Genomic DNA, 18,639 nt, shown 5'->3' on the forward strand with positions numbered 1-18,639 from the left:
GCGCGTTGCAAAGTACCGGTCGTCAGGCGGTGAAAAGCCGAAGGCAATCCTGTGCGCCTCGTCAGAGCAGATGTACGGCCGCATCAATCGGGCCCAAAAGCCGCACTCTCACGAATAGGACGGGTTAGGAATACGAGACGCAGAATATGACAGCGATACCGAACGAGCTCTCGATTGCCGGCCTAGCGATCGCCGGCTCGTTGGGCGTCGGCGCTACCGGAGCGTCCGCGCAGGCCGTCTATGTGGACCCCCTATGCTCAGCCCTACGCTGTGGTAGTGGCCCCAGCTGCCGCGTACGTCGCGCCGACGCGTGTCGTTGCGCCGCCACCGATCGTGCGCGAGCGCGTCCTGGTGGGCCGTCCCGCTTATGTACCCGCCCCGATGTATTCGGCGCCACCAGCACCCTGTTAGGGATACGGCTACGCGGCCGATGTTGTTGTAGATCCCGGCTGGTGAGCCCGATCACGCAAGAAGTGCCCCCATCGAAGCGGGCCATTTCTTTGAGCGGTTTGCTGCGGGATTGTCCGGTCGGCGCTAGATGGGCCGGTAGGAGTAGAATAAGAGGCCTCGCGGCATAGCGATGCATGTCGTTCGATGCCGTACCGCGCTCCGTCGGCGTTCGGCGGGCCAATTGCCCCCGGTGATCAGTTAAGCAGCAATCAGTGCCGCTTTGCCTCTGTTTCCCGCGCCAAGCCAGCCCTCTTCGAAGGGGCTCTCGGTCATCCGCGCCATTCGATGGCAAAGTTCGGCTTGCAGACGGCGCGCTGGCTGGCTTCACGCCCGAAGAGGTCACCATTACCGCAGAACAGAACGTTCTGAGGATTGAAGGTGGAAAAACCGAAAAGGGCGCGCATCGGTATCTCTACCAAGGGATCTCTGCACGACCATTCCGGCACGTCTTTAACCTCGCGGACTACGTGCAGGCGAAGGGCGCCTCATTCGAGAACGGCATGCTCAAGATCGACCTTGTGCGTGAACTTCCGGAGGCGATGAAACCACGCCAGATCTCCATTAGCGCGGGCAGCGACGGCCAACAGCTTGAGCGCAAGCAGGCCGGCCTGAAGGTTCGCTGCCCCGTTCTGGCATCGTCTCGCGGTGCGGTGATGCCGCGGGCGTTGGCCAGATGTCTGGATTACAAGGAGGAAAACATGGTTATGACTGATCTCATTCCCTGGGGCCGAGGTCGTAACGTTCCCGCCCAACGCGGCGGAAGTACGAGCCCATTTTTGGCCCTGCATCGCGAAATGAATCGTCTGTTCGACGACGTCTTTCGGGGTTTCGATCTTGCCCCGTTTGGCGATCACCTGCTCGAGCGGTCGATGGGCTGGCCCAACATCGAGGTCAGCGAGACCGACAAGGACGTGAAAGTCGCGGCGGAATTGCCAGGCCTCGACGAGAAAGACATTGAGGTCGAGTTCGCTAACGGCATTCTGTCGATCAAAGGCGAGAAGAAGACCGAAACGGAAGACAAGGATCGACGATCCAGCGAACGCTACTACGGCCGCTTCGAACGGCGCATTCCGGTCGAGGGTGTCGACCAAGACAAGGTGTCGGCCGCATTCAAGAACGGGGTGCTGACCGTGACTATGCCGAAGCTGCCGGAGGCACAGTCGAAAGCGAAGCGCATGCGATCAACGGCAAATAGGCATGGCCAGCGGGAGCGGATACCCGCTCCCGCTGCTTTGCTTGTTGAATGCTATTCGGCCTGCAATATTTGAGCCCCTGAGCCAAGGAATCGGCGTCCACAATTCGGAAGCCGACTGAAACAAACTCGGCTCAGCTTGGGCCTCTTGGTTGGCTGGAGATGTGAGATAAGTCTTTATGACTTCCTGGATCTGCTGGGCGGCCTGTACAGCCTCTATGCTGTCATGGACTGAGGCGCCCTTGATGGGCGCATCGCCCGTCTCACCACATTCAACGCCTTAGCTCGTCCTTCCGGCGCGATCGCGGGCAGCGAGCAGCCGACGGATGTGATCCAGCACCGTCTTATAATCCAGCCCACCATCGGGAGCGTCGTTACATAGGTCGCCGGCGAGCTCCAGGACTTTGGTGGTGGTCCCTCCCAGCAGCACCTTCACGTCAGGCTGGCGAATCCTGATCCATGACGCGAGAGCAAATCCGCTCTCGCTCGGCAAACTCTTCACGCCAATGAGCGCAACGTCCACCGTGTGTCTGCCACTCGAAAGAGCGGCACGAGCCTCATCGCCATCGACTGCCCCCCAGACACGATAACCGCAATCTCGCAGGTACTGGGCAAGCGGCTGGCGGACGAGAATGTCCTTCTCCACGACGAGAACAGTTGCTAGTTCCATCTATTTCATCACGGCACTGAACCGACGATCTCTGCGATCAGGTTCGGGATCCCAACAGGGGAATATGGCTTCGGCAAGAATTTCCCTAATCGGCTCGCCGCGTCCTCTATGTTCGTATTACTGGAGGTTATGATAATCGGCACCATCGGCAACTTGGCTCGGATACGCTCGGCCAAAGCGAAGCCGGTCAAAAGGCCTGGCGTCTGTACATCTGTGAACACCACGTCGACCCGCTCGCCTGCATCAATGAATTCCATCGCAGCATCGGCTTTTGCGGCCTCAATCACTTCAAAACCCGCTTGCCGAAGGATCTCTGCAACATCCAAGCGCACAAATGTCTCGCAGGTAGGGCTGTCGGGGCTGGAAGGTCAGAGCCCGCGCACTGCTGAGACCACCAAGTGGGAGCTCACTGGCGTACGAGACCCCGACCGGTGCGTCAGCGGTCGATGCCAAAATTCGATGTGAATCTAGGCGTCTGGTTGTTGCCCCCTTCAAGCAGCAGGGCAATCTCCAGCTCTCGAAACGAAATGAGGCGTCGCCCAGTCTCGTCCCACAGAGCCCTCCCCACGCACTGCAAACTCTGCGGCAGGGTGATCCGTCCAATGGCAGCGAATTCCGGATGATCTCGCAACACGTCCGGCAACCGATAGCAAGGGATTCGGCTGCACAAATGATGGACGTGGTGGACACCAATGTTAGCCGTGAACCAGCGCAACACAGCTGGCAAGTAATAGTGCGAACTGCCATGTAGCGCAGCTTCGTGAAGACTCCAGGCCCCATCATGGGACCAGGTGGTGTCCTCGAACTGGTGTTGGACATAGAACAGCCAGACACCAATCGACGCCGCCAAAACCATGATCGGCAAATGCACCAGAAGGAAGGGCCCAAAGCCGATCAGCCGGATCATCGCGGCGGCCAGGATCGCGATGGCGGCGTTCGTGCCCATCGTACTTAGCCAGGGCTTCCAGCCGCTTCGCATCATCCCGATCGGCAAGCGGTGCCGCAAGATAAACAGATAGGTGGGACCCAAGCCAAACATTACGATCGGATGCCGGTACAGACGATAAAGCAGCTGACGCCATCGGGACCGTTCGAGAAACTCGCTCACTGTCAATGTGTCGATGTCGCCGAATCCTCGATGATCGAGATTGCCCGAACTCGCGTGATGGAGGGTGTGGTTACGTCGCCAGTAATCGTACGGAGTGAGGGTCAAGACCCCGATGGTTCGGCCGACCCAATCGTTGACGCGCCGGCCGTGGAAGAACGATCCGTGGCCGCAGTCGTGCTGGATCATGAAGAGACGGACGAGGAAACCCGCTGCGGGTATCGCCAGCAGAAGCCCAATCCAGTACCCGTGATCAAGAGCCGCCCACATCAAGACCCAGATCGCGAGGAAAGGCACGGCCGTAATCACCAGCTCGAATACGCTGCGCGCGCTGTTCGGTTCGCGATAGCGGGCAAGCAGGCGTGCCAACGAGCGGCTTTCTGGTGGACAACGAACCATGCCTTCCGACCGCATTTACCACCAGCGTCTCCGCCAGGGTCCGCCCCAGCTTCCAGCCCATCGGCTTCTTCCGCGGACCAGTCTGATGATCAGAAGCAGCAACACCGCGCCAATCGCGGCACTCATGATCGCCGAGACAACGCCCAAACCGAAACGGATTCCGAGTTGCGGAAACAGCCAGCTCGCAATGAAGGCGCCCGCGATTCCCACGATGAGATCGCCAACGAGGCCAAAGCCGGTCCCGCGGACGAACTGGCCCGCAAGCCAGCCGGCGGCGACGCCGACAACCAAAATGACGAGAAGGCTTTCGCCGGACATGTTCATCTTTGCGTCCTCACGATTCGACAATCACGCTATGATGTTACCGCGGTTACGCAGGATAGCCCCGAGCGGGGACAGATACTGTGCAATATTGCTCAGACATCGTTTGTTCTGGCGGAACAAGTTGACCGCTCCGCGCAAACAAATGTGCAATATTGCTCAGCGATGGCGGATGATAGCCCGTAGACGTGTCGTCAGGCTTCTTCCGGACTTACGCGACCAGTCCTATCGGCAATCGGCCAAGTCTCGATCCGATCTATCAGACAGCCGCGGCGGTGGACCCGCAAAGTCGAAAAAGCCACGAATCGATGGGCGCAGATTTCAGGTAGGTCTCCTCCGGATCAAGTAGAGTCGCGATCTCACCGGTCGAGATTGACGTATAGCCAGTACAGAAGGCCCGGCATCGCTGCCGAGCCATCTTATTGTTGAGCTCCGAATGTTCGGAGTTAGAAGTCCATGCCACCCATTCCGCCCGCACCCGGAGGCATGCCGCCGCCACCCGCGTTCTTCTTCGGCACTTCGGCCACCATGGCTTCGGTGGTGATCAGAAGAGCCGCCACCGAGGACGCGTTTTGGATCGCCACCCGAACCACCTTGGTCGGATCGATGATGCCCTTCGAGATCAGGTTGCCGTATTCACCGGTCTGCGAGTCGAAGCCGTACGAGTACTGATCCTTTTCCAGGATCTTGCCGACGATCACCGAACCGTCTTCACCGGCGTTGATCGCGATCTGGCGGGCCGGGTAGGACAATGCCTTGCGCACGATCTCGACGCCGGTCTTCTGGTCATCGTTCTTGGTGCGAATGCCCTTGAGGTGCTCGGAGGCTCGCAGCAAGGCGACGCCACCGCCCGGCACGATGCCTTCCTCGACAGCCGCGCGGGTCGCATGCATCGCGTCATCCACGCGATCCTTGCGCTCCTTTACCTCGACCTCGGTCGCGCCGCCGACGCGGATCACCGCGACACCGCCCGCGAGCTTGGCGAGACGCTCCTGCAGCTTCTCACGGTCGTAGTCCGAGGTGGTCTCCTCGATCTGCGCCTTGATCTGCGCCACGCGAGCTTCGATGTCGGCCTTCTTGCCGGCGCCGCTGACGATCGTGGTGTTCTCCTTGTCGATCATCACCTTCTTGGCGCGGCCGAGCATCTGCAGCGTGACGTTCTCGAGCTTGATGCCGAGGTCTTCCGAGATGGCCTGGCCGCCGGTCAGGATCGCGATGTCCTGCAGCATGGCCTTGCGGCGATCGCCGAAGCCCGGAGCCTTGACGGCCGCGACCTTCAGGCCGCCACGCAGGCGGTTGACGACCAGGGTGGCAAGCGCCTCGCCCTCGACGTCTTCAGCGATGATGACCAGCGGCTTGCCGCTCTGCACCACGGCTTCCAACAAGGGAAGCAATTCATTCAACTGAGATAGCTTCTTCTCGTTGATCAGGACGTAGGCATCTTCCATCTCAACGCGCATCTTGTCGGCGTTGGTGACGAAGTAGGGCGAGATGTAGCCGCGGTCGAACTGCATACCCTCGACGACTTCCAGTTCGGTCTCCAGCGACTTGGCTTCCTCAACCGTGATCACGCCCTCGTTGCCGACCTTCTTCATGGCGTCGGCGATGAACTTGCCGATCTCGGCATCGCCGTTGGCGGAGATGGTGCCGACCTGGGCGATCTCCTCGTTCGAGGTGACCTTCTTCGAGTTCTTCTGGAGGTCCGCAACGACGGCTTCGACCGCGAGGTCGATACCGCGCTTCAGGTCCATCGGATTCATGCCGGCGGCGACCGACTTGGCGCCTTCACGGACGATCGCAGCCGCAAGCACGGTCGCGGTGGTGGTGCCGTCGCCGGCCGCGTCAGCGGACTTGGAGGCGACTTCGCGCACCATCTGGGCGCCCATGTTCTCGAACTTGTCTTCGAGCTCGATCTCCTTGGCGACGGTGACGCCGTCCTTGGTGATGCGAGGAGCGCCGAACGACTTCTCGAGCACGACGTTGCGGCCCTTGGGACCGAGTGTTACTTTCACCGCATTATGGAGAATGTCGACACCGCGCAACATGCGGTCGCGGGCATCGACGCCGAATTTGACTTCCTTGGCTGACATAATGATCTTCCTTTTCGACTGGTCAGGTCCCGAAGCTCGCGCAACTGGGCGGATCCTTGAGGGATGAAGATTACGGCCTCATCCTTCGAGATGCCGGCTGCGCCGGCCCTTATGATGAGGAAACGGGCTAAAACGCTTAAGCGGCCTTCTTCTTGGCGGCGGGAACGTCGGTGAGGACGCCCATGATGTCACCTTCCTTCATGATCAGGAGGTCGACACCGTCGATCTTGACCTCGCTGCCCGACCACTTGCCGAACAGGACGCGATCACCGACCTTGATGTCCATCGGGATCAACTTGCCGGCCTCGTCGCGGCCGCCCGGGCCGACGGCGATGACTTCGCCCTGCGAGGGCTTTTCCTTGGCAGTGTCCGGAATGATGATGCCGCCTGCGGTTTTGTCTTCGGCGTCGATGCGCTTGACCACCACGCGGTCGTGGAGCGGACGAAATTTCATGCGATCCTCCTTGGATTTTGTGATTTATTTTCTGGATTGGCAGTCGCAATGAGCGAGTGCTAGTCGCTCTTCACATAAGCCTACAACACTGGCCCGCAAGGGCTCCGGCCCAGGATGTTAGACTTTACCTCGAGTCCCTTGAGGACGAGGCCCTAGTACGATTGATAGCAGGCGAAATAGACATGCCGATAGACGGTGGCATTCGTGCTCGATTTGACCGAACGCTAGCGCGCCGAGGAAGCCTTTCGGGATAGCGAATACAAGCTCCGCCAAATCGTCGACGCCGTGCCAGGCATCATCCGGTCGTCGGCCCGGACGGCAAGTTGGCAATGCAGATCGCCGAAGTCTGCCAGACTGCCGAAGCGTGGATCGACAACGCAGTACTCTGCGACGTCATAGCCGAAATCAACCATCGGCGACAGGTAGACGGGGGAGATCCAGATCGCGTCGACCCCAAGGCTGACAAGATAGTCGAGCCGCCGCCCGATCCCTATAAGGTCGCCGATGCCGTCGTCATTGGTGTCCTGAAAGGAACGTGGGTAGATCTGATAGATCACACCCGCCTGCCACCGAAGCGCGGTCATGCAGCAGCCAATCCGAGCGGTGAAAATGAACTCTCTACCTGTTGTGATCGGAAGACGACGGTTCTTCTCCAAGTTTCGTACTTCGGTCCGGTTGGAACTGTAGTCAAGTTCCGCACAAGGACGGCGTTGCCCACGAGCGGACGTCCGCCGTTGTGCCAAAAAACACTTCTGAGAGCCTCACGTTGAGAATGCCCTATCCGGAATTTTCACACGAACGGCCGGAAGATGTCGGGCCGTGTGGGTAGAAGCCGCCGAAAATAGCCCCGTCCCTCAGCCGAAACGGCACTGCTCCCAGCAAAGAAGTCGTCCGGCATATGACGCGTTTTGCCAGCCACACGCTCGAGCAGCACGAGCTGAGGTTCGATGCGGTCGCCGTCATAGTGTAGCACCACCGAGCCACTGCCGGTTAAGGCGCTTTGCGCGGCAAATTCGCCTGCAGCGAAAGCCTCCTTGCGGTCGGTTTCGTCGATCACGCCGATATATCCGCGTGGTAGATAGCCTAGCGTATCGACGCGCGCCCTTGCCTTGCGAAAACGCGATTTCAGCGCTTTCTGGATTTCGATGCCGAGATCGCCGCCGGTCAATTGCAGATTGCCATGGGCGTCGCGCTCGACCGACCCGCCCGCCAGCGCCTCGGTGAGAGGCCGACCCATCTCGTCCTGCACGCCCTCGGACATCGAAACGATGCAGCGGCCCAGGCGCGCATAAACCGCCTCGACCTCGTCGAGGAACCCGGGAACCGAGAACGGCTGTTCCGGTGTGTAGATCAGATGCGGGACATCGTCGGGCGATTGCTGCCAGCCTGCTGCGGCGGCGGTGAGAAAGCCGGCATGACGGCCCATAACGATGGCCACATGGATGCCGGGCATGGCGCGAAAATCGAGATCGATGCTGACAAGGGCGTTGGCGACGAAGGCGGCGGTCGAGATGAAGCCGGGGACATGATCGTTCTCCATCAAGTCGTTATCGATCGTCTTGGGGGCATGCACGAAATGGCAGGGGCCACTTGACTGTTGACGCAGCAGCTCGAGCGTTCCGGCCGTGTCATTGCCGCCAATATAGACGAAGGCACGGGCGTCGAGCCGGTCCAGCGCCGCGAGGATATCAGAGCATGTGTCGGGATCTGGTTTGTCGCGGGTCGAGCCGAGCGCCGAATTGGGCGTGTTGCCGAGGCGGTGCAGATCCGCCTCGGGGACGGCGGTGAGGTCGACGACGTTGTCCGCCGTGAGGCAGCGCGCGCCGAGAATCTGCAACGACGGATCATGCCTGCGCGCGGCAAGGATGGCGCCGCACAGCGTCTGGTTGATCACAGCGGTGGGGCCGCCGCCCTGGGCAATGACGATCGATGGCATGAATTCTCCATGACTTTATTATTGCTGTGCCACCCGCGGATAGTGAAAGACGATTGAAGCGAAGATTATCCAATCCTGCAACGAGGTGTGGCCTGCAGCAAATGGATCTTTGGATCTGCGTCTTGCTAGCCGGGCTAAAGGGTCGCGCTTAGGAAGGGCCGCCTTGCGCCAACTGCGGTCCATCGACGATCCACTTCGACAATCACCAGCTTGCCGGCAGGTCGCGCCTACGCTCGTCTACCGCCGACGCTGAAGCGCCCGGTTCGGCGTGCTCACATCGTTTGTCTCTAGATTTTCTTTGGTCTCCCAGTGCACACGTCGTGCACACGCTGTCCTCTAACCAACTGATAAACTTGAACTCTCGCTCCAATCCATCATGGGGAAGTTTAAGCTGGCTCCAGCCACACAAGCACAACCAGGTCACGATTCAGCAAATCGCGCTTTCCGATTTTTCGTCGCCCAATTACATCAACGGAAAATGAACATTATGCCCTCCATCGATCTGTTTGTCGCAAGAAGGCTTCTGCCCCGTCTATTTTCGCCATGGTGCTCCACTCTTTCACTTGTTTCAGTGGAGTCACAACTGAACCTCATGATTTAATGATTCAGCGATCGCGTACAAATCAATTGGATGTCCCGGACCAGATTTACCGAGGCAGATATTAAACGCGCTGTTAGAGGTGTCCTCGACAGTGGTGGCAAAGTCGCGCGAGTCGAGATTTGGCCTGACGGACGCATTTCCGTGTTGATACAGGAAGAAAGATCGATTCCAATAGATCCTGAAGACGATCCGGAGGTATCCAGGAGTTTGCTGTGATGAGGGTGGGACGTTCGGCTCTGCCGCTGCCTCGCTACACAAGGCGTAAACGCCTTCAGAAAGGGAGCCTCGCGTATTTTTTTGACGTGCCAACGTGGGCACGTAAAAAAGGTTGTCCAGTCAAGAACGAACCGCTCGGCACCGATTACGAGTTGGCTGTGCAGCGCGCCGAGAAGATCTTGCTGCCTGCGTTCGACAGCTGGCTGACGGGTGGCGACGATGCAAATCCCGTGGGCATTGGAGTAGTGATCGGAACGCTGGACTGGATGTTTCACGAGTATCGTCGAACGTGGAAACAGAAAACAGCGAAGCGTTTGCAGCCTTTGAGCCCGGGTCAATGTCGCGTGCATGAAACCGGCATCAAGATGATCTGCGAGTACCTATTGAAGGACGGAAGGCGCCTGGGCACGCTGCGCGTTTCGAGCATCGATACGGCGTTTGCGGACGATCTGTTCGAGAAGCTGCTCTACAAAGACGTCGACGGCGAGAAGGTTGAACGCCGCACGACCGTGAACCACGCGATGAAGACCGCTCGCGGCGCATGGAACACGATCTCAAGGGCACACCCCCATCTGTTTCCGGCGAAGAATCCATTTGAGAAGATGGGCCTGCAGTCGACCTCCCGCGAAACACCACATGCTAATTTTGACGAGCTGGCAGCGTTCCGTGCGAAAGCGATCGAGTTGGGCTATCCGTCATTGGCAACGGGTGTCCTGATCGGTTGGGAATGGCTGCAGCGCAAGGCTCATATCTTCATCCGATTCATGGCGGAGCACTATCGGCCGGAAAGCCGCCCGAACCACGTCTATGTCATCAACTACAAGACGAGCACGGGCTCATGGGAGCCGCTCTTCGATAAGAAGGGTAAGCCGCTCTATCCCCTGCTAATGGCCGAGCTTGACGCCATGAAAGCATTGCGGCCGACGGGCGGCCTGATGCTGCGCCGGGATGGTAGTAGTTTGCCCTGGAGCGGCAAGGGCGAAATGCTGACTCAGGTCGAGCGCATTTCGAAGAAGATCATTCTGGCCGCGGGCTTGCGTCCTGAGCTGACCTTCACGTCATTTGGCCGGCATGGCGGGACCACCGAGGCGAGCATGTCCGGCCTCACAGAAACGCAACTGATGAAGAAGGGCCAATGGTCATCGACCAAAGCGATGGCGCACTACCTTCATCATGACGACGAGGCCAAGCAGGACGCACAGATGAAGCGCATCAAGCGGCGCAAGCAAACGGCCAGAAAGTGAACATTTGTCGGAATGGATTCAGCCGTCTTGTCGGAATGGAAATCAAGAAATCCGATAAGTGATTGAAAACATTGGAGCGGGTGAAGGGAATCGAACCCTCGTATTCAGCTTGGAAGGCTGCTGCTCTACCATTGAGCTACACCCGCATCGAGCGATCACCTAACACGGCCGGTCGGCCGTCTCAACTGCCTCGGCGGGCGTCCTTGTGCGCCGGCAAACGCGAATATGTCCGCGCTAGGCGGCCGGTTCCTGGCCCGGATAGGACGGACGGCGGCCTTAACAGCGGCAGATTCGCCACCTATATTGCTGGTCCCATCAACAAAGAAAGGAGGTGATCTAGTGTCTTGTCTCAAGCGCTGTCACCTCGCTGGGATCGCCCGCTAGGCTCTGAGTAATCAGCCTGGCATCGGGGCGCTCTCAGCCCTGACCAGCGAGACAACAAATCCGGGGGCGCGGCGGAAGCGATTCCGCCGCGCCTTTTTACCTGTCCGGGCCGCGGGATTCGCCACCGCCATGCCGCCGGCGGGATACCTTGTCGCAGCACAAAAACCGTCCGATTCACTAGACATGAAATGTCGGCATGGGTGGCTTTGAGCCGTCCTTGGGCCTGCCGCAACAGAAATGAGGAACTCTCGAGATGCTTTATGCCATCCTGGCCTATCACGTCGAAGCCGAGGTCAAGTCGTGGAGCGCCGATGAGGACGCGGCCGTCATGGCGGGTCTGCGCGAGGTCCATCAACGGTTGAAGGGTCGGCTCGGCCCGGCTGCCCGGCTCGGCGAGACCCGCAACGCCAGCACCCTTCGCGGACCTGGCCACGGCATCGTGATGGACGGCCCGTTCTCGGAGACCAAGGAGCAGCTGCTGGGCTTCTACGTGATCGATTGCGCCGATGAAGCCGAGGCGATCGCTGCGGCGCGCGACCTGCGTAGCGTCAACCCGTCGGCGGTCTACGAGATCCGGGCGCTGAAGCTCTACATCCCCGGCGCGCCGTTTCCAGAGACCGCGGGCCCGAGCGACGCATAAAGTTGCTCAGCGACTCGAGCGCTTCGGCAGCTTCGGCAGCTTGCTCGGATCGAACTTCGGCAGCGGCGGATCGGGCGGCGGTGTGGGCGCCACTCCATTGCTTGGAATCAGCGTCACCTCGAAGGCGAGATCGGGCACGGCATCCGCCCTGCCCGCGGCCGTCGCGATCGCGCCGCTCCATACGCCTTCGAGCCGCACCACGAGGTCGTCGGTGCCGAACACGGTCGCATGTCCCTCGGAGTGCCGTCTGGCGGTGAGCACGGCGGAGAAGCGCCCGCCGTCGACTTCATAGGTGCCGTCGTAAAGCATGATGGCATCGCTGCCCCACAGCCTGCCGTCGGCCATGTGCACGATGCCGGTGCCGTCAGCGAGTGACGTCCGAAACCACGCCGCATAGGTGCCGTTCTTGAGCATGGAGCCTGGCTCCGTTTCACCACAAACGATCTGGGCACCGTTGCGTTAACAGGGAATGAAGGAACCTGGAGTGAAGCAACTTGGGCCTGCGCTCATTGGCCGCCGTCGATCTGCCTTCCCATGATCGCGATCGCCTTCTGATAGACCCCCGCCGCGTTCCACGCCTCGATCGCGGCGAAGTTGGGTTCCCCGGGCTGATAGCCGGCGCCGGCGCGCCAGCCATGGGCGTGCAGGAAGTTCGCCGTCGAGCTCAACGCGTTGGCGGCGACGTCGAGATTGCCGGTGCCATAGGCGAGGACGTTCTTCGGCATGAACTGGGTCTGGCCGATCTCACCATGCATCGAGCCGCGCGTGCTCCCGGACAAAGTACCGCGGTCGATCAGCTTCAGCGCGGCATAGAGCTGGTCGGTGAAGAAGTCCGGGCGGCGGCAGTCATAGGCAAGCGTCGCGATCGACGACAGCATGTTCTGGTTGCCGCGCTGGCTGCCGAAGCCGCTCTCCATGCCCCAGATCGCGATCAGCGGTCCCGGCGGCACGCCGTAACGCTGCTGGATCGAGGCGAACAGCGCCGCTTGCGACTGCTTCAGCGAACGGCCGCGCGCCACGATGGTCGCAGATCCACGCTTGGCCATGAACTGCTCGAGCGACAGGCCAAAACTGCGCTGGCCGCGATCCGCGGCGATCGTCGCACTGGCGTAATGCGCCTGCATCAACGCGTCGATCGCGGTGGCGCCGACGCCCTTGGCCCTCGCCTCGCCGGCAAACTGCTCCTTCCAGGCTTCGAATCCGCCGGGCCCGTTGCCGCACTGCGCCGCGTTCGCCTCTGCGCCCAGCGTTGCAACCATCACGACGATGGCGAGCGCCGACGTCGCAATCTGCCAGCCCCTGATCATCCGAAACCTCCTCCGAAAAATGTGCCGCCGCCGCCCGCGGGCGCGGCGCTGACGATGGCCTGATGTAGATGACCCGGCGATGAACGATCCGCCTCAGATTCGGCCGCGGACCGTCACGATATGTCGCCGGCAGCGGATTCGCCATCCCGGCCAGATCAGGCAGGCCGGGACATTTGGCCCCTGCGTCCGCGTCGGAGGATTGACGTAGTTCAGCGGCGGCGCCCGGCACAGCCCCCGCAACACGGCGCTTGACATTGCCACTAATGAGAAGGTGCTAGGCCGACCCTCGACAGGAGATCGCGATGCGGATTCAGGAGGCGGCACACCAACTTGGCGTGAGTGCACGGGCGCTTCGGCATTATGAGGCGGCTGGCCTGATCGTGCCGCGCCGGAATTCAAACGGCTATCGAAGCTACTCCGCGTCGGAGATCGAGCGGGCTGCGTGGGTGAAAGACCTCATCGCCGCGGGCTTCTCGACCCGCGAGCTCCGCAATCTTCTGACCGCGCTTGAAGACGGCCGGCGCGGCGCGCGCGTGAACTGCTCCGCCGTGATGCAGGAGAAGCTCGACCAGATCGATCGGGCGATCGCGGCGCTGCGCAAGCGGCGGCGCGCCTTGTCGCGTCGTCTGGCTGGAGCGGATGGCGGTCGCAGCAACACGAGAACATCAGGACCTGGCGATGAAGATACTCAATATCCTGGCGAGACGTTACCTGCCGCTCGAGGGCCTGGACGAGGCCGTGGCCTTCCACGAGGCCCTGATCGGCCAGCCGGCGCGCCTTCGGTTCGACTATCCCGAATATGATCTCAGGCTGGCGCAGGTCGCCTCGATCCTGTTCATTGCCGGGACGGAACAGAGCCTGAAGCCGTTCACGGCGACGCATCTGACGTTTCTGGTCGATGATATCGATCCATTCGCCGCGCATCTCCCCGGCGTCGGCGCCACGATACTCGAGGCTCCCAAGCCGGTCCCGACCGGCCGCAACATGCTGGTGCTGCATCCGGACCAGACCCGCGTCGAATATGTCGAGCATCGCGACAAGCATCCCGCCGATGTATTGCCTTGAGCAGGTCAGCTGGCGGCGTTGATGACGGCAGCGCCAGCTCGCAAGCTGTCGCACACGATGCCGCCCGCTACGGCACCTCGCCTCGCCGCAGCGGGCCGACGGTCTGCGGGCGGTTGAGGAAGAACTCGCGGTTGCCAAGCGCGGCCTCCGCATACTGGTCGATCGCCACGATGATCGCCTGCACGTGGTGAAAGCACCAGCCTTCCCGCGTCGCCATGTGCCGGACCTCGGCCAGCGCCTTGATCCAGGGCGCATGATCATCGCTGTCGTGGAAATACCGAAGCGGCTCTCTCATCTTTCCTCCGGCAGATCACGTCCTCCAGCTCGGCGCGCTTGCGCGACAGCAGAAGCTGCGCCGATGCACTATCGCGTCCGGCCTGCCTCAGCCGATTCACGGATGCGTCGAGCTCGCGCAACTCGGTGCGCAGCCGTTGCATCCTGGGTGCGTCATCACCCACGCGCTTCGCCGGCGACGAGCTCCGGCTTCGCCGCGCGAAGAAAGATCGGCGTCGCGGCACGGCGGCGCGGAGCAACGCTTGTATGCACGATGATCGGCTCGCGGTCGCCCAGCATGCCCCGCTCTTCGACCAGACGGCCCATCACCAGGCGCATCTTCAGGAGGTCGCCGGCAACGAAGGCGCAGTCCTCATCCCGGTTGATCTGCTGTCGCATGATGGCCTCGGCCTCGAGCATGCTGACGCGCAGCGCCCTGATCTGCCTGCGAATTTCGCTGATACGGTTGTCCATGGCGGCCTCCTATTCACGGTGGAGGGCAATTAGAACAAAACAGGAACATCTAGTCAAGCGGCGGAGCCTGCCAGTCATGGATTTTTGTCATCGAAGGTCGTGCCCGGTTCCCGCGCCGGGAACCAGGAGGATCACCATTCTCACAAACTCAACGTGAGGACGTTCGGCCACGGACGAACGCGCCCGGCCGGATCACGGCCAACGGGCGCAAGCGTCCGCAATGGAGCCGCTACAGACCGTCACAGCCGGCCGCCTCTTCACTTGCCGCTCCTCGTACGAGGACGCGTGTCGTCAGGATTTCCTCAGTGCTCAGGCGATCCGTGGCAGACAAACCGCCGACACATGACTGTGGAACAATTCGCCCCTCGAACTTGTCTACTCAAATAGACAAATTAGAATGGAGTCGATTCTGTTTCGGTCATTGCGCAGTACATGACGAAGTCTTCCAAACTGGTTGCCGCGAAGCGCGGCAAGGTCCTTCTGGTCCGACGTCGATCTGACGGGCTGTGGATGTTCCCCGGCGGACGCAGGCGTGCGCGCGAGACCGGCAAGGACTGCCTGAAGCGTGAGATCAAGGAAGAGCTGCCGAAACTCAAGCTCGGCAGGCTCAGCCTGTGGAAGGAAGTGACGGCCAAGAACAAGCGTTCCGGCCGCAGGATGAGCGATGCGATCTTCATCGCCAAGAACGCCAAGGGAAGGCTGGCGATCGGCGACAAGAAGGAGATCGACCGCGCCGCCTGGCAGAAGCCGCGCGGACTTCGCCTCACACCGACCTCGCGCTACATCCGCGATCGGCTGTTTCCAAGGAAGCAGCGGCGCCGGAGATAGGCGGCGGGATATCCGCTGCGCGCGGAAAATCACAGATTTCGGCTTCGGCATCTGGCGGCTGCGCGGGCATGCCTTGCTGATTTGTTGAGCTTCGCCCACCGTCGACGCGTGCTAGGAATGGCGTGATTCGTCCGGACCGGACCACGACATCAGCCGGAATTGCGTCAGAATGGGCTTCCCCTCCAACCGCCAGAGGCGGCTGTTCAGAATCGTTTCCGCGCGTTGGCAGCGCCGGGCCATCTTCCTGCTGGGCGGCATTGCAGTCGGTGCGGCGGCTGTCGCACTCGCCCAGCTCGCGGATCTGGCGCAGGTCGCTTTTACGGCACTGGTGTCGCATGTCCGTTACGCCTCGCTGGTGCTGACGCCTGCAGGCTTCGCGCTCTCGGTCTACCTGACCAATCGCTTTTTTCAGAACGCGCAGGGAAGCGGCATCCCGCAGGCCATTGCCGCGCGCCATCTGACCGACCAGACCGCGCGGGAAAGCCTGGTTTCGCTGCGCATTGCCGCCGGCAAGATTCTGCTGACCCTGTTCGGCCTGCTGTGCGGCGCATCGGTCGGGCGCGAGGGACCAACGGTGCAGATCGGCGCGTCGATCATGTTTGCGCTCGGCCGCTTCTCGCCCCGGCGCCAACCCGGCTTGATCCTTGCCGGTGCGGCGGCGGGCGTCGCGGCCGCCTTCAACACCCCGCTGGCCGGGATCGTGTTCGGCATCGAGGAGATGAGCCGCGCCTTCGAGACGCGAACCTCCAGCCTGATCATCGGCGCGGTCATCGCCGCGGGCCTGACGTCGCTCGCTTTGATGGGCAACTACACTTACTTCGGCACCAGCGCGACGGCCCTGCGCAACGGCACCGACTGGCTCGCGGTCCCGCTCTGCGGCGTGGCCGGAGGTCTGGCGGGCGGCCTGTTCAGCCGCATCCTGATCGCAATGGCGCGCGGATTTGCCAATCCGGCCGGACGCGCGATCAAGCGCTACCCGGTCGGCTTTGCCGCGACCTGCGGATTTGCGGCGGCGATTTGCGGAATTGCTTCCGACGGCGCGATCTACGGCACGGGATATCAGCAGGTCAAATCCGCGCTGGAAGCCGGATCGCAATTGCCCGGGAGCTTCGGCGTGTGGAAATTCCTGGCGACCACGTTCGCCTCGATCAGCGGCATGCCGGGCGGCATCTTCGCGCCCTCGCTCGCGGTCGGCGCCGGGCTCGGCTCCAACATCGCGCCGCTGTTTCACGGCGCGCCGCTTGCGGCCCTCATGCTGCTCGGCATGGTCTCGTATTTTGCCGGCGTGGTTCAGGCCCCAATTACGGCCTTCGTGATCGTCACCGAGATGACCGACAATCACGCCATGGTGGTGCCGCTGATGGCCGCGGCCCTGATCGCGCATGCGAGTTCGCGCCTGATCTGCAAGGAGGGCGTCTATCACGCCCTCGCCAAGGGATTCATCGATCGGGCTTCGCCGGCGCAAAAGGCGACGCCGGCCTGAAGATTTCTTCAGCCGTTATAGGCAAACAACTCGATCGGCTCGCTGAAGCCACGCACCGGGTGCTCGCCGACATGTTCGAGCGCGAAATCGTGCTCGACGAGATCCGCGAAGGCGCGGGACAGCAGAACCGTCTTCTTCAACTGCTTGGTGAGGGCTTCGAGCCGCGACGCCATGTTCACGGCAGGGCCGATCACGGTGAAGTCGAGCCGGGTGCGCGATCCGATATTGCCGTACATGACGTCGCCGACATGGACGCCGATGCCGTAATTCATCGGCGCACGGCCCATCAAGCCGTTCCTTTCGCTCAGCGCCGCCATCGCCAGCCGCGCCTCGGCTACCGCATGCAGCAGGTTGGCGCAGGCCTTGGGTTCGCTGAGCGGGAAAATGGCAAGCAGGCCGTCACCGATGAATTTCAGGATTTCCCCGCCATGCCGCGCAATCGGCTCCGACATCGCGTCGAAATAGTCGTTCAGGAGATCGATCACGTCATCGCGCGGCCAGGAGTCCGAGATCCGGGTGAAATCCCGCAAGTCGCAGATCATGATCGCGGCGCGCACCGTCGTGCCGCTGCCCCGCCGCGTCGCGCCGGCCAGGATCATCTCGCCGGCGTGCGACCCGACATAGGTCTCGAGCAGCGTCCGCGCCAGGCGGTTCTTCATCCGGATCTCGCTGACCAGCGCCAGCACCGGCAGCACCGTCTTCAGGCTAGCGATATGCGCATCATCGAAACCGCCGGCACGGTCGGTCGCGAAGGTCACGACATGCCGCTTGCCGAGCGTATGCAGCAGCGGCCACGCCACATAATCGGTCAGACCCTGCGCGCGCATGTCGTCATAGAGTGCGTGCTTGCGGCCCTGCGACGGGTCACGTTCGAGCTTCTCGCGCACCTCGTCGGCACCCTGATGGATTTCGTAGACCGGACTGCCGATATATTCCGATCGCTGCTGGACATCGTAGTCGACCCGCGTGATCTCGGCCTCGCGCTTGCCGTCGGCCCAGATGATCCGGGCGCCGAGCCACTGCGGATGCTGGATCAGGAGGTTCATGGTCGCCCGCTTGAGCGGAATGCCCGCGCCCTGCAGCCGGATGCACAGCTCGGCGAAGATGTTGTCGATGAAGCGCTGGTCGCGCGTCTCGTTGGTCAGCCAGCTCACAACGTCGCCGTCGGACTGCGGCGTGACGTGATCGATGTTGGGGGGCGCGTTCATGGCTGGCTCCGGAGCGGCGGGTGGGGTCGGCAACCGGTATGTCGTGCTTCCGCCCGGCCACGTCAACGCCGCCAGCGGTATCGTGATCGGGCTAGTCGGCCTGCCCGAGCCCCTCGAAGGGCACCGCGGGCCTCCGCGTGGTGTGGTGAGGCCGGACGGTCAGAAGCGAGCCGGATGCAATAGCCTGCCGTCGCATGGACGCACTGCCAAAATATCGAAAACAACCCCATGCAAAGTAGCCGGCGGACACGGCAACTTGACTCGTCGGGCAAATCAGTGGCATTCTTCTATTATCCAGA

At 61.5% G+C, this 18,639-nt stretch carries 20 protein-coding genes, 1 tRNA gene and 1 pseudogene; 7 read left to right on the forward strand and 15 right to left on the reverse strand.

Features of this window, described 5'->3' with window-relative positions:
- Positions 1–719: 719 nt before the first annotated feature.
- Positions 720–854, reverse strand: coding sequence for a hypothetical protein (locus AC066Y_RS31055; RefSeq protein ID WP_478277306.1), 135 nt, complete (start codon positions 852–854; stop codon positions 720–722).
- On the opposite strand from AC066Y_RS31055, the gene AC066Y_RS31060 reads away from it, so the two are divergent.
- Positions 822–1,718 (forward strand): Hsp20 family protein, encoded by an 897-nt coding sequence (locus AC066Y_RS31060; protein ID WP_478277301.1) that lies wholly within the window; start codon positions 822–824, stop codon positions 1,716–1,718. The two genes, AC066Y_RS31055 and AC066Y_RS31060, sit on opposite strands and share 33 nt — an antisense overlap.
- 204 nt (positions 1,719–1,922) lie before the next feature.
- Here the strand turns inward: AC066Y_RS31060 and AC066Y_RS31065 are convergent, their stop codons facing one another.
- From AC066Y_RS31065 to AC066Y_RS31100, 8 genes and pseudogenes are all read right to left on the reverse strand, one after another.
- Positions 1,923–2,312 carry a response regulator gene (locus tag AC066Y_RS31065; protein WP_478277191.1) on the reverse strand — a complete coding sequence of 130 codons (390 nt, stop codon included), beginning with the start codon at positions 2,310–2,312 and terminating at the stop codon, positions 1,923–1,925.
- 8 nt (positions 2,313–2,320) lie between these two features.
- Positions 2,321–2,644, reverse strand: coding sequence for a response regulator (locus tag AC066Y_RS31070; protein ID WP_478277192.1), 324 nt, complete (start codon positions 2,642–2,644; stop codon positions 2,321–2,323).
- Positions 2,645–2,748: 104 nt separating this feature from the next.
- Positions 2,749–3,816: a fatty acid desaturase gene (locus AC066Y_RS31075; protein WP_478277302.1), complete on the reverse strand. Its 1,068-nt coding sequence runs from the start codon at positions 3,814–3,816 to the stop codon at positions 2,749–2,751.
- A 15-nt stretch (positions 3,817–3,831) separates the two neighbouring features.
- Positions 3,832–4,140, reverse strand: a complete 309-nt coding sequence (locus tag AC066Y_RS31080; protein WP_478277193.1) for a GlsB/YeaQ/YmgE family stress response membrane protein — start codon at positions 4,138–4,140, stop codon at positions 3,832–3,834.
- 443 nt (positions 4,141–4,583) lie between these two features.
- Entirely contained in the window at positions 4,584–6,227 is a 1,644-nt protein-coding gene (gene groL / locus AC066Y_RS31085) for a chaperonin GroEL (RefSeq protein ID WP_478277194.1), read from the reverse strand.
- Positions 6,228–6,363: 136 nt separating this feature from the next.
- Positions 6,364–6,681 (reverse strand): co-chaperone GroES, encoded by a 318-nt coding sequence (locus AC066Y_RS31090; RefSeq protein WP_478277195.1) that lies wholly within the window; start codon positions 6,679–6,681, stop codon positions 6,364–6,366.
- A 332-nt stretch (positions 6,682–7,013) separates the two neighbouring features.
- Positions 7,014–7,265: pseudogene (locus tag AC066Y_RS31095) on the reverse strand (alpha-amylase family glycosyl hydrolase); the annotation flags it as partial.
- 206 nt (positions 7,266–7,471) lie between these two features.
- Positions 7,472–8,617 (reverse strand): diphosphate--fructose-6-phosphate 1-phosphotransferase, encoded by a 1,146-nt coding sequence (locus tag AC066Y_RS31100; protein WP_478277196.1) that lies wholly within the window; start codon positions 8,615–8,617, stop codon positions 7,472–7,474.
- An 816-nt stretch (positions 8,618–9,433) separates the two neighbouring features.
- Between AC066Y_RS31100 and AC066Y_RS31105 the strand changes: the two genes are divergently transcribed.
- On the forward strand, positions 9,434–10,678 hold the full coding sequence (locus AC066Y_RS31105; RefSeq protein WP_478277197.1) for a hypothetical protein: 1,245 nt from the start codon (positions 9,434–9,436) through the stop codon (positions 10,676–10,678).
- Between the two features lie 72 nt (positions 10,679–10,750).
- Here AC066Y_RS31105 and AC066Y_RS31110 read toward each other — a convergent pair.
- A tRNA-Gly gene (locus AC066Y_RS31110) sits at positions 10,751–10,824 on the reverse strand.
- A 491-nt stretch (positions 10,825–11,315) separates the two neighbouring features.
- Between AC066Y_RS31110 and AC066Y_RS31115 the strand changes: the two genes are divergently transcribed.
- Complete coding sequence (locus tag AC066Y_RS31115) at positions 11,316–11,702, forward strand: YciI family protein (RefSeq protein WP_456762346.1); 387 nt, start codon at positions 11,316–11,318, stop codon at positions 11,700–11,702.
- 6 nt (positions 11,703–11,708) lie between these two features.
- Here the strand turns inward: AC066Y_RS31115 and AC066Y_RS31120 are convergent, their stop codons facing one another.
- A complete protein-coding gene (locus AC066Y_RS31120; RefSeq protein ID WP_478277198.1) occupies positions 11,709–12,116 on the reverse strand; it encodes a hypothetical protein in 408 nt (135 codons plus the stop codon).
- Between the two features lie 92 nt (positions 12,117–12,208).
- Positions 12,209–13,009, reverse strand: a complete 801-nt coding sequence (locus AC066Y_RS31125; RefSeq protein WP_478277199.1) for a lytic murein transglycosylase — start codon at positions 13,007–13,009, stop codon at positions 12,209–12,211.
- A 302-nt stretch (positions 13,010–13,311) separates the two neighbouring features.
- Between AC066Y_RS31125 and AC066Y_RS31130 the strand changes: the two genes are divergently transcribed.
- Together AC066Y_RS31130 and AC066Y_RS31135 are read left to right on the forward strand one after the other, a co-directional pair.
- Positions 13,312–13,812, forward strand: a complete 501-nt coding sequence (locus AC066Y_RS31130; RefSeq protein WP_478277200.1) for a MerR family transcriptional regulator — start codon at positions 13,312–13,314, stop codon at positions 13,810–13,812.
- Positions 13,748–14,074 carry a VOC family protein gene (locus AC066Y_RS31135; protein ID WP_478277201.1) on the forward strand — a complete coding sequence of 109 codons (327 nt, stop codon included), beginning with the start codon at positions 13,748–13,750 and terminating at the stop codon, positions 14,072–14,074. Before AC066Y_RS31130 ends, AC066Y_RS31135 begins: the two co-directional genes overlap by 65 nt.
- Positions 14,075–14,141: 67 nt before the next feature.
- On the opposite strand, the gene AC066Y_RS31140 is transcribed toward AC066Y_RS31135, so the two are convergent.
- Both AC066Y_RS31140 and AC066Y_RS31145 read right to left on the reverse strand, forming a co-directional pair.
- The gene (locus AC066Y_RS31140; RefSeq protein WP_021081740.1) at positions 14,142–14,369 is read right to left on the reverse strand and encodes a hypothetical protein; all 228 of its coding nucleotides are present in this window, start codon (positions 14,367–14,369) and stop codon (positions 14,142–14,144) included.
- A gap of 155 nt (positions 14,370–14,524) precedes the next feature.
- Complete coding sequence (locus tag AC066Y_RS31145; protein WP_478277202.1) at positions 14,525–14,821, reverse strand: hypothetical protein; 297 nt, start codon at positions 14,819–14,821, stop codon at positions 14,525–14,527.
- A gap of 432 nt (positions 14,822–15,253) precedes the next feature.
- Between AC066Y_RS31145 and AC066Y_RS31150 the strand changes: the two genes are divergently transcribed.
- Both AC066Y_RS31150 and AC066Y_RS31155 read left to right on the forward strand, forming a co-directional pair.
- The gene (locus tag AC066Y_RS31150) at positions 15,254–15,649 is read left to right on the forward strand and encodes an NUDIX hydrolase (RefSeq protein WP_092115072.1); all 396 of its coding nucleotides are present in this window, start codon (positions 15,254–15,256) and stop codon (positions 15,647–15,649) included.
- Positions 15,650–15,818: 169 nt separating this feature from the next.
- Positions 15,819–17,132 carry a chloride channel protein gene (locus AC066Y_RS31155; protein WP_478277203.1) on the forward strand — a complete coding sequence of 438 codons (1,314 nt, stop codon included), beginning with the start codon at positions 15,819–15,821 and terminating at the stop codon, positions 17,130–17,132.
- Positions 17,133–17,140: 8 nt separating this feature from the next.
- Here AC066Y_RS31155 and AC066Y_RS31160 read toward each other — a convergent pair whose 3' ends face one another.
- On the reverse strand, positions 17,141–18,340 hold the full coding sequence (locus tag AC066Y_RS31160) for an adenylate/guanylate cyclase domain-containing protein (protein WP_478277204.1): 1,200 nt from the start codon (positions 18,338–18,340) through the stop codon (positions 17,141–17,143).
- Positions 18,341–18,639: the final 299 nt, after the last annotated feature.

Source organism: Bradyrhizobium sp. USDA3010, assembly GCF_056429065.1.

Coding starts and splice junctions, on each gene's coding strand:
- AC066Y_RS31080 (WP_478277193.1), bottom strand. CDS start 4,140: ATGAACATGTCCGGCGAAAGCCTTCTCGTCATTTTGGTTGTCGGCGTC.
- AC066Y_RS31075 (WP_478277302.1), bottom strand. CDS start 3,816: ATGGTTCGTTGTCCACCAGAAAGCCGCTCGTTGGCACGCCTGCTTGCC.
- AC066Y_RS31140 (WP_021081740.1), bottom strand. CDS start 14,369: ATGAGAGAGCCGCTTCGGTATTTCCACGACAGCGATGATCATGCGCCC.
- AC066Y_RS31150 (WP_092115072.1), top strand. CDS start 15,254: ATGACGAAGTCTTCCAAACTGGTTGCCGCGAAGCGCGGCAAGGTCCTT.
- groL (WP_478277194.1), bottom strand. CDS start 6,227: ATGTCAGCCAAGGAAGTCAAATTCGGCGTCGATGCCCGCGACCGCATG.
- AC066Y_RS31105 (WP_478277197.1), top strand. CDS start 9,434: ATGAGGGTGGGACGTTCGGCTCTGCCGCTGCCTCGCTACACAAGGCGT.
- AC066Y_RS31125 (WP_478277199.1), bottom strand. CDS start 13,009: ATGATCAGGGGCTGGCAGATTGCGACGTCGGCGCTCGCCATCGTCGTG.
- AC066Y_RS31065 (WP_478277191.1), bottom strand. CDS start 2,312: ATGGAACTAGCAACTGTTCTCGTCGTGGAGAAGGACATTCTCGTCCGC.
- AC066Y_RS31120 (WP_478277198.1), bottom strand. CDS start 12,116: ATGCTCAAGAACGGCACCTATGCGGCGTGGTTTCGGACGTCACTCGCT.
- AC066Y_RS31115 (WP_456762346.1), top strand. CDS start 11,316: ATGCTTTATGCCATCCTGGCCTATCACGTCGAAGCCGAGGTCAAGTCG.
- AC066Y_RS31160 (WP_478277204.1), bottom strand. CDS start 18,340: ATGAACGCGCCCCCCAACATCGATCACGTCACGCCGCAGTCCGACGGC.
- AC066Y_RS31155 (WP_478277203.1), top strand. CDS start 15,819: ATGGGCTTCCCCTCCAACCGCCAGAGGCGGCTGTTCAGAATCGTTTCC.
- AC066Y_RS31090 (WP_478277195.1), bottom strand. CDS start 6,681: ATGAAATTTCGTCCGCTCCACGACCGCGTGGTGGTCAAGCGCATCGAC.
- AC066Y_RS31100 (WP_478277196.1), bottom strand. CDS start 8,617: ATGCCATCGATCGTCATTGCCCAGGGCGGCGGCCCCACCGCTGTGATC.
- AC066Y_RS31145 (WP_478277202.1), bottom strand. CDS start 14,821: ATGGACAACCGTATCAGCGAAATTCGCAGGCAGATCAGGGCGCTGCGC.
- AC066Y_RS31130 (WP_478277200.1), top strand. CDS start 13,312: ATGCGGATTCAGGAGGCGGCACACCAACTTGGCGTGAGTGCACGGGCG.
- AC066Y_RS31055 (WP_478277306.1), bottom strand. CDS start 854: ATGCGCGCCCTTTTCGGTTTTTCCACCTTCAATCCTCAGAACGTTCTG.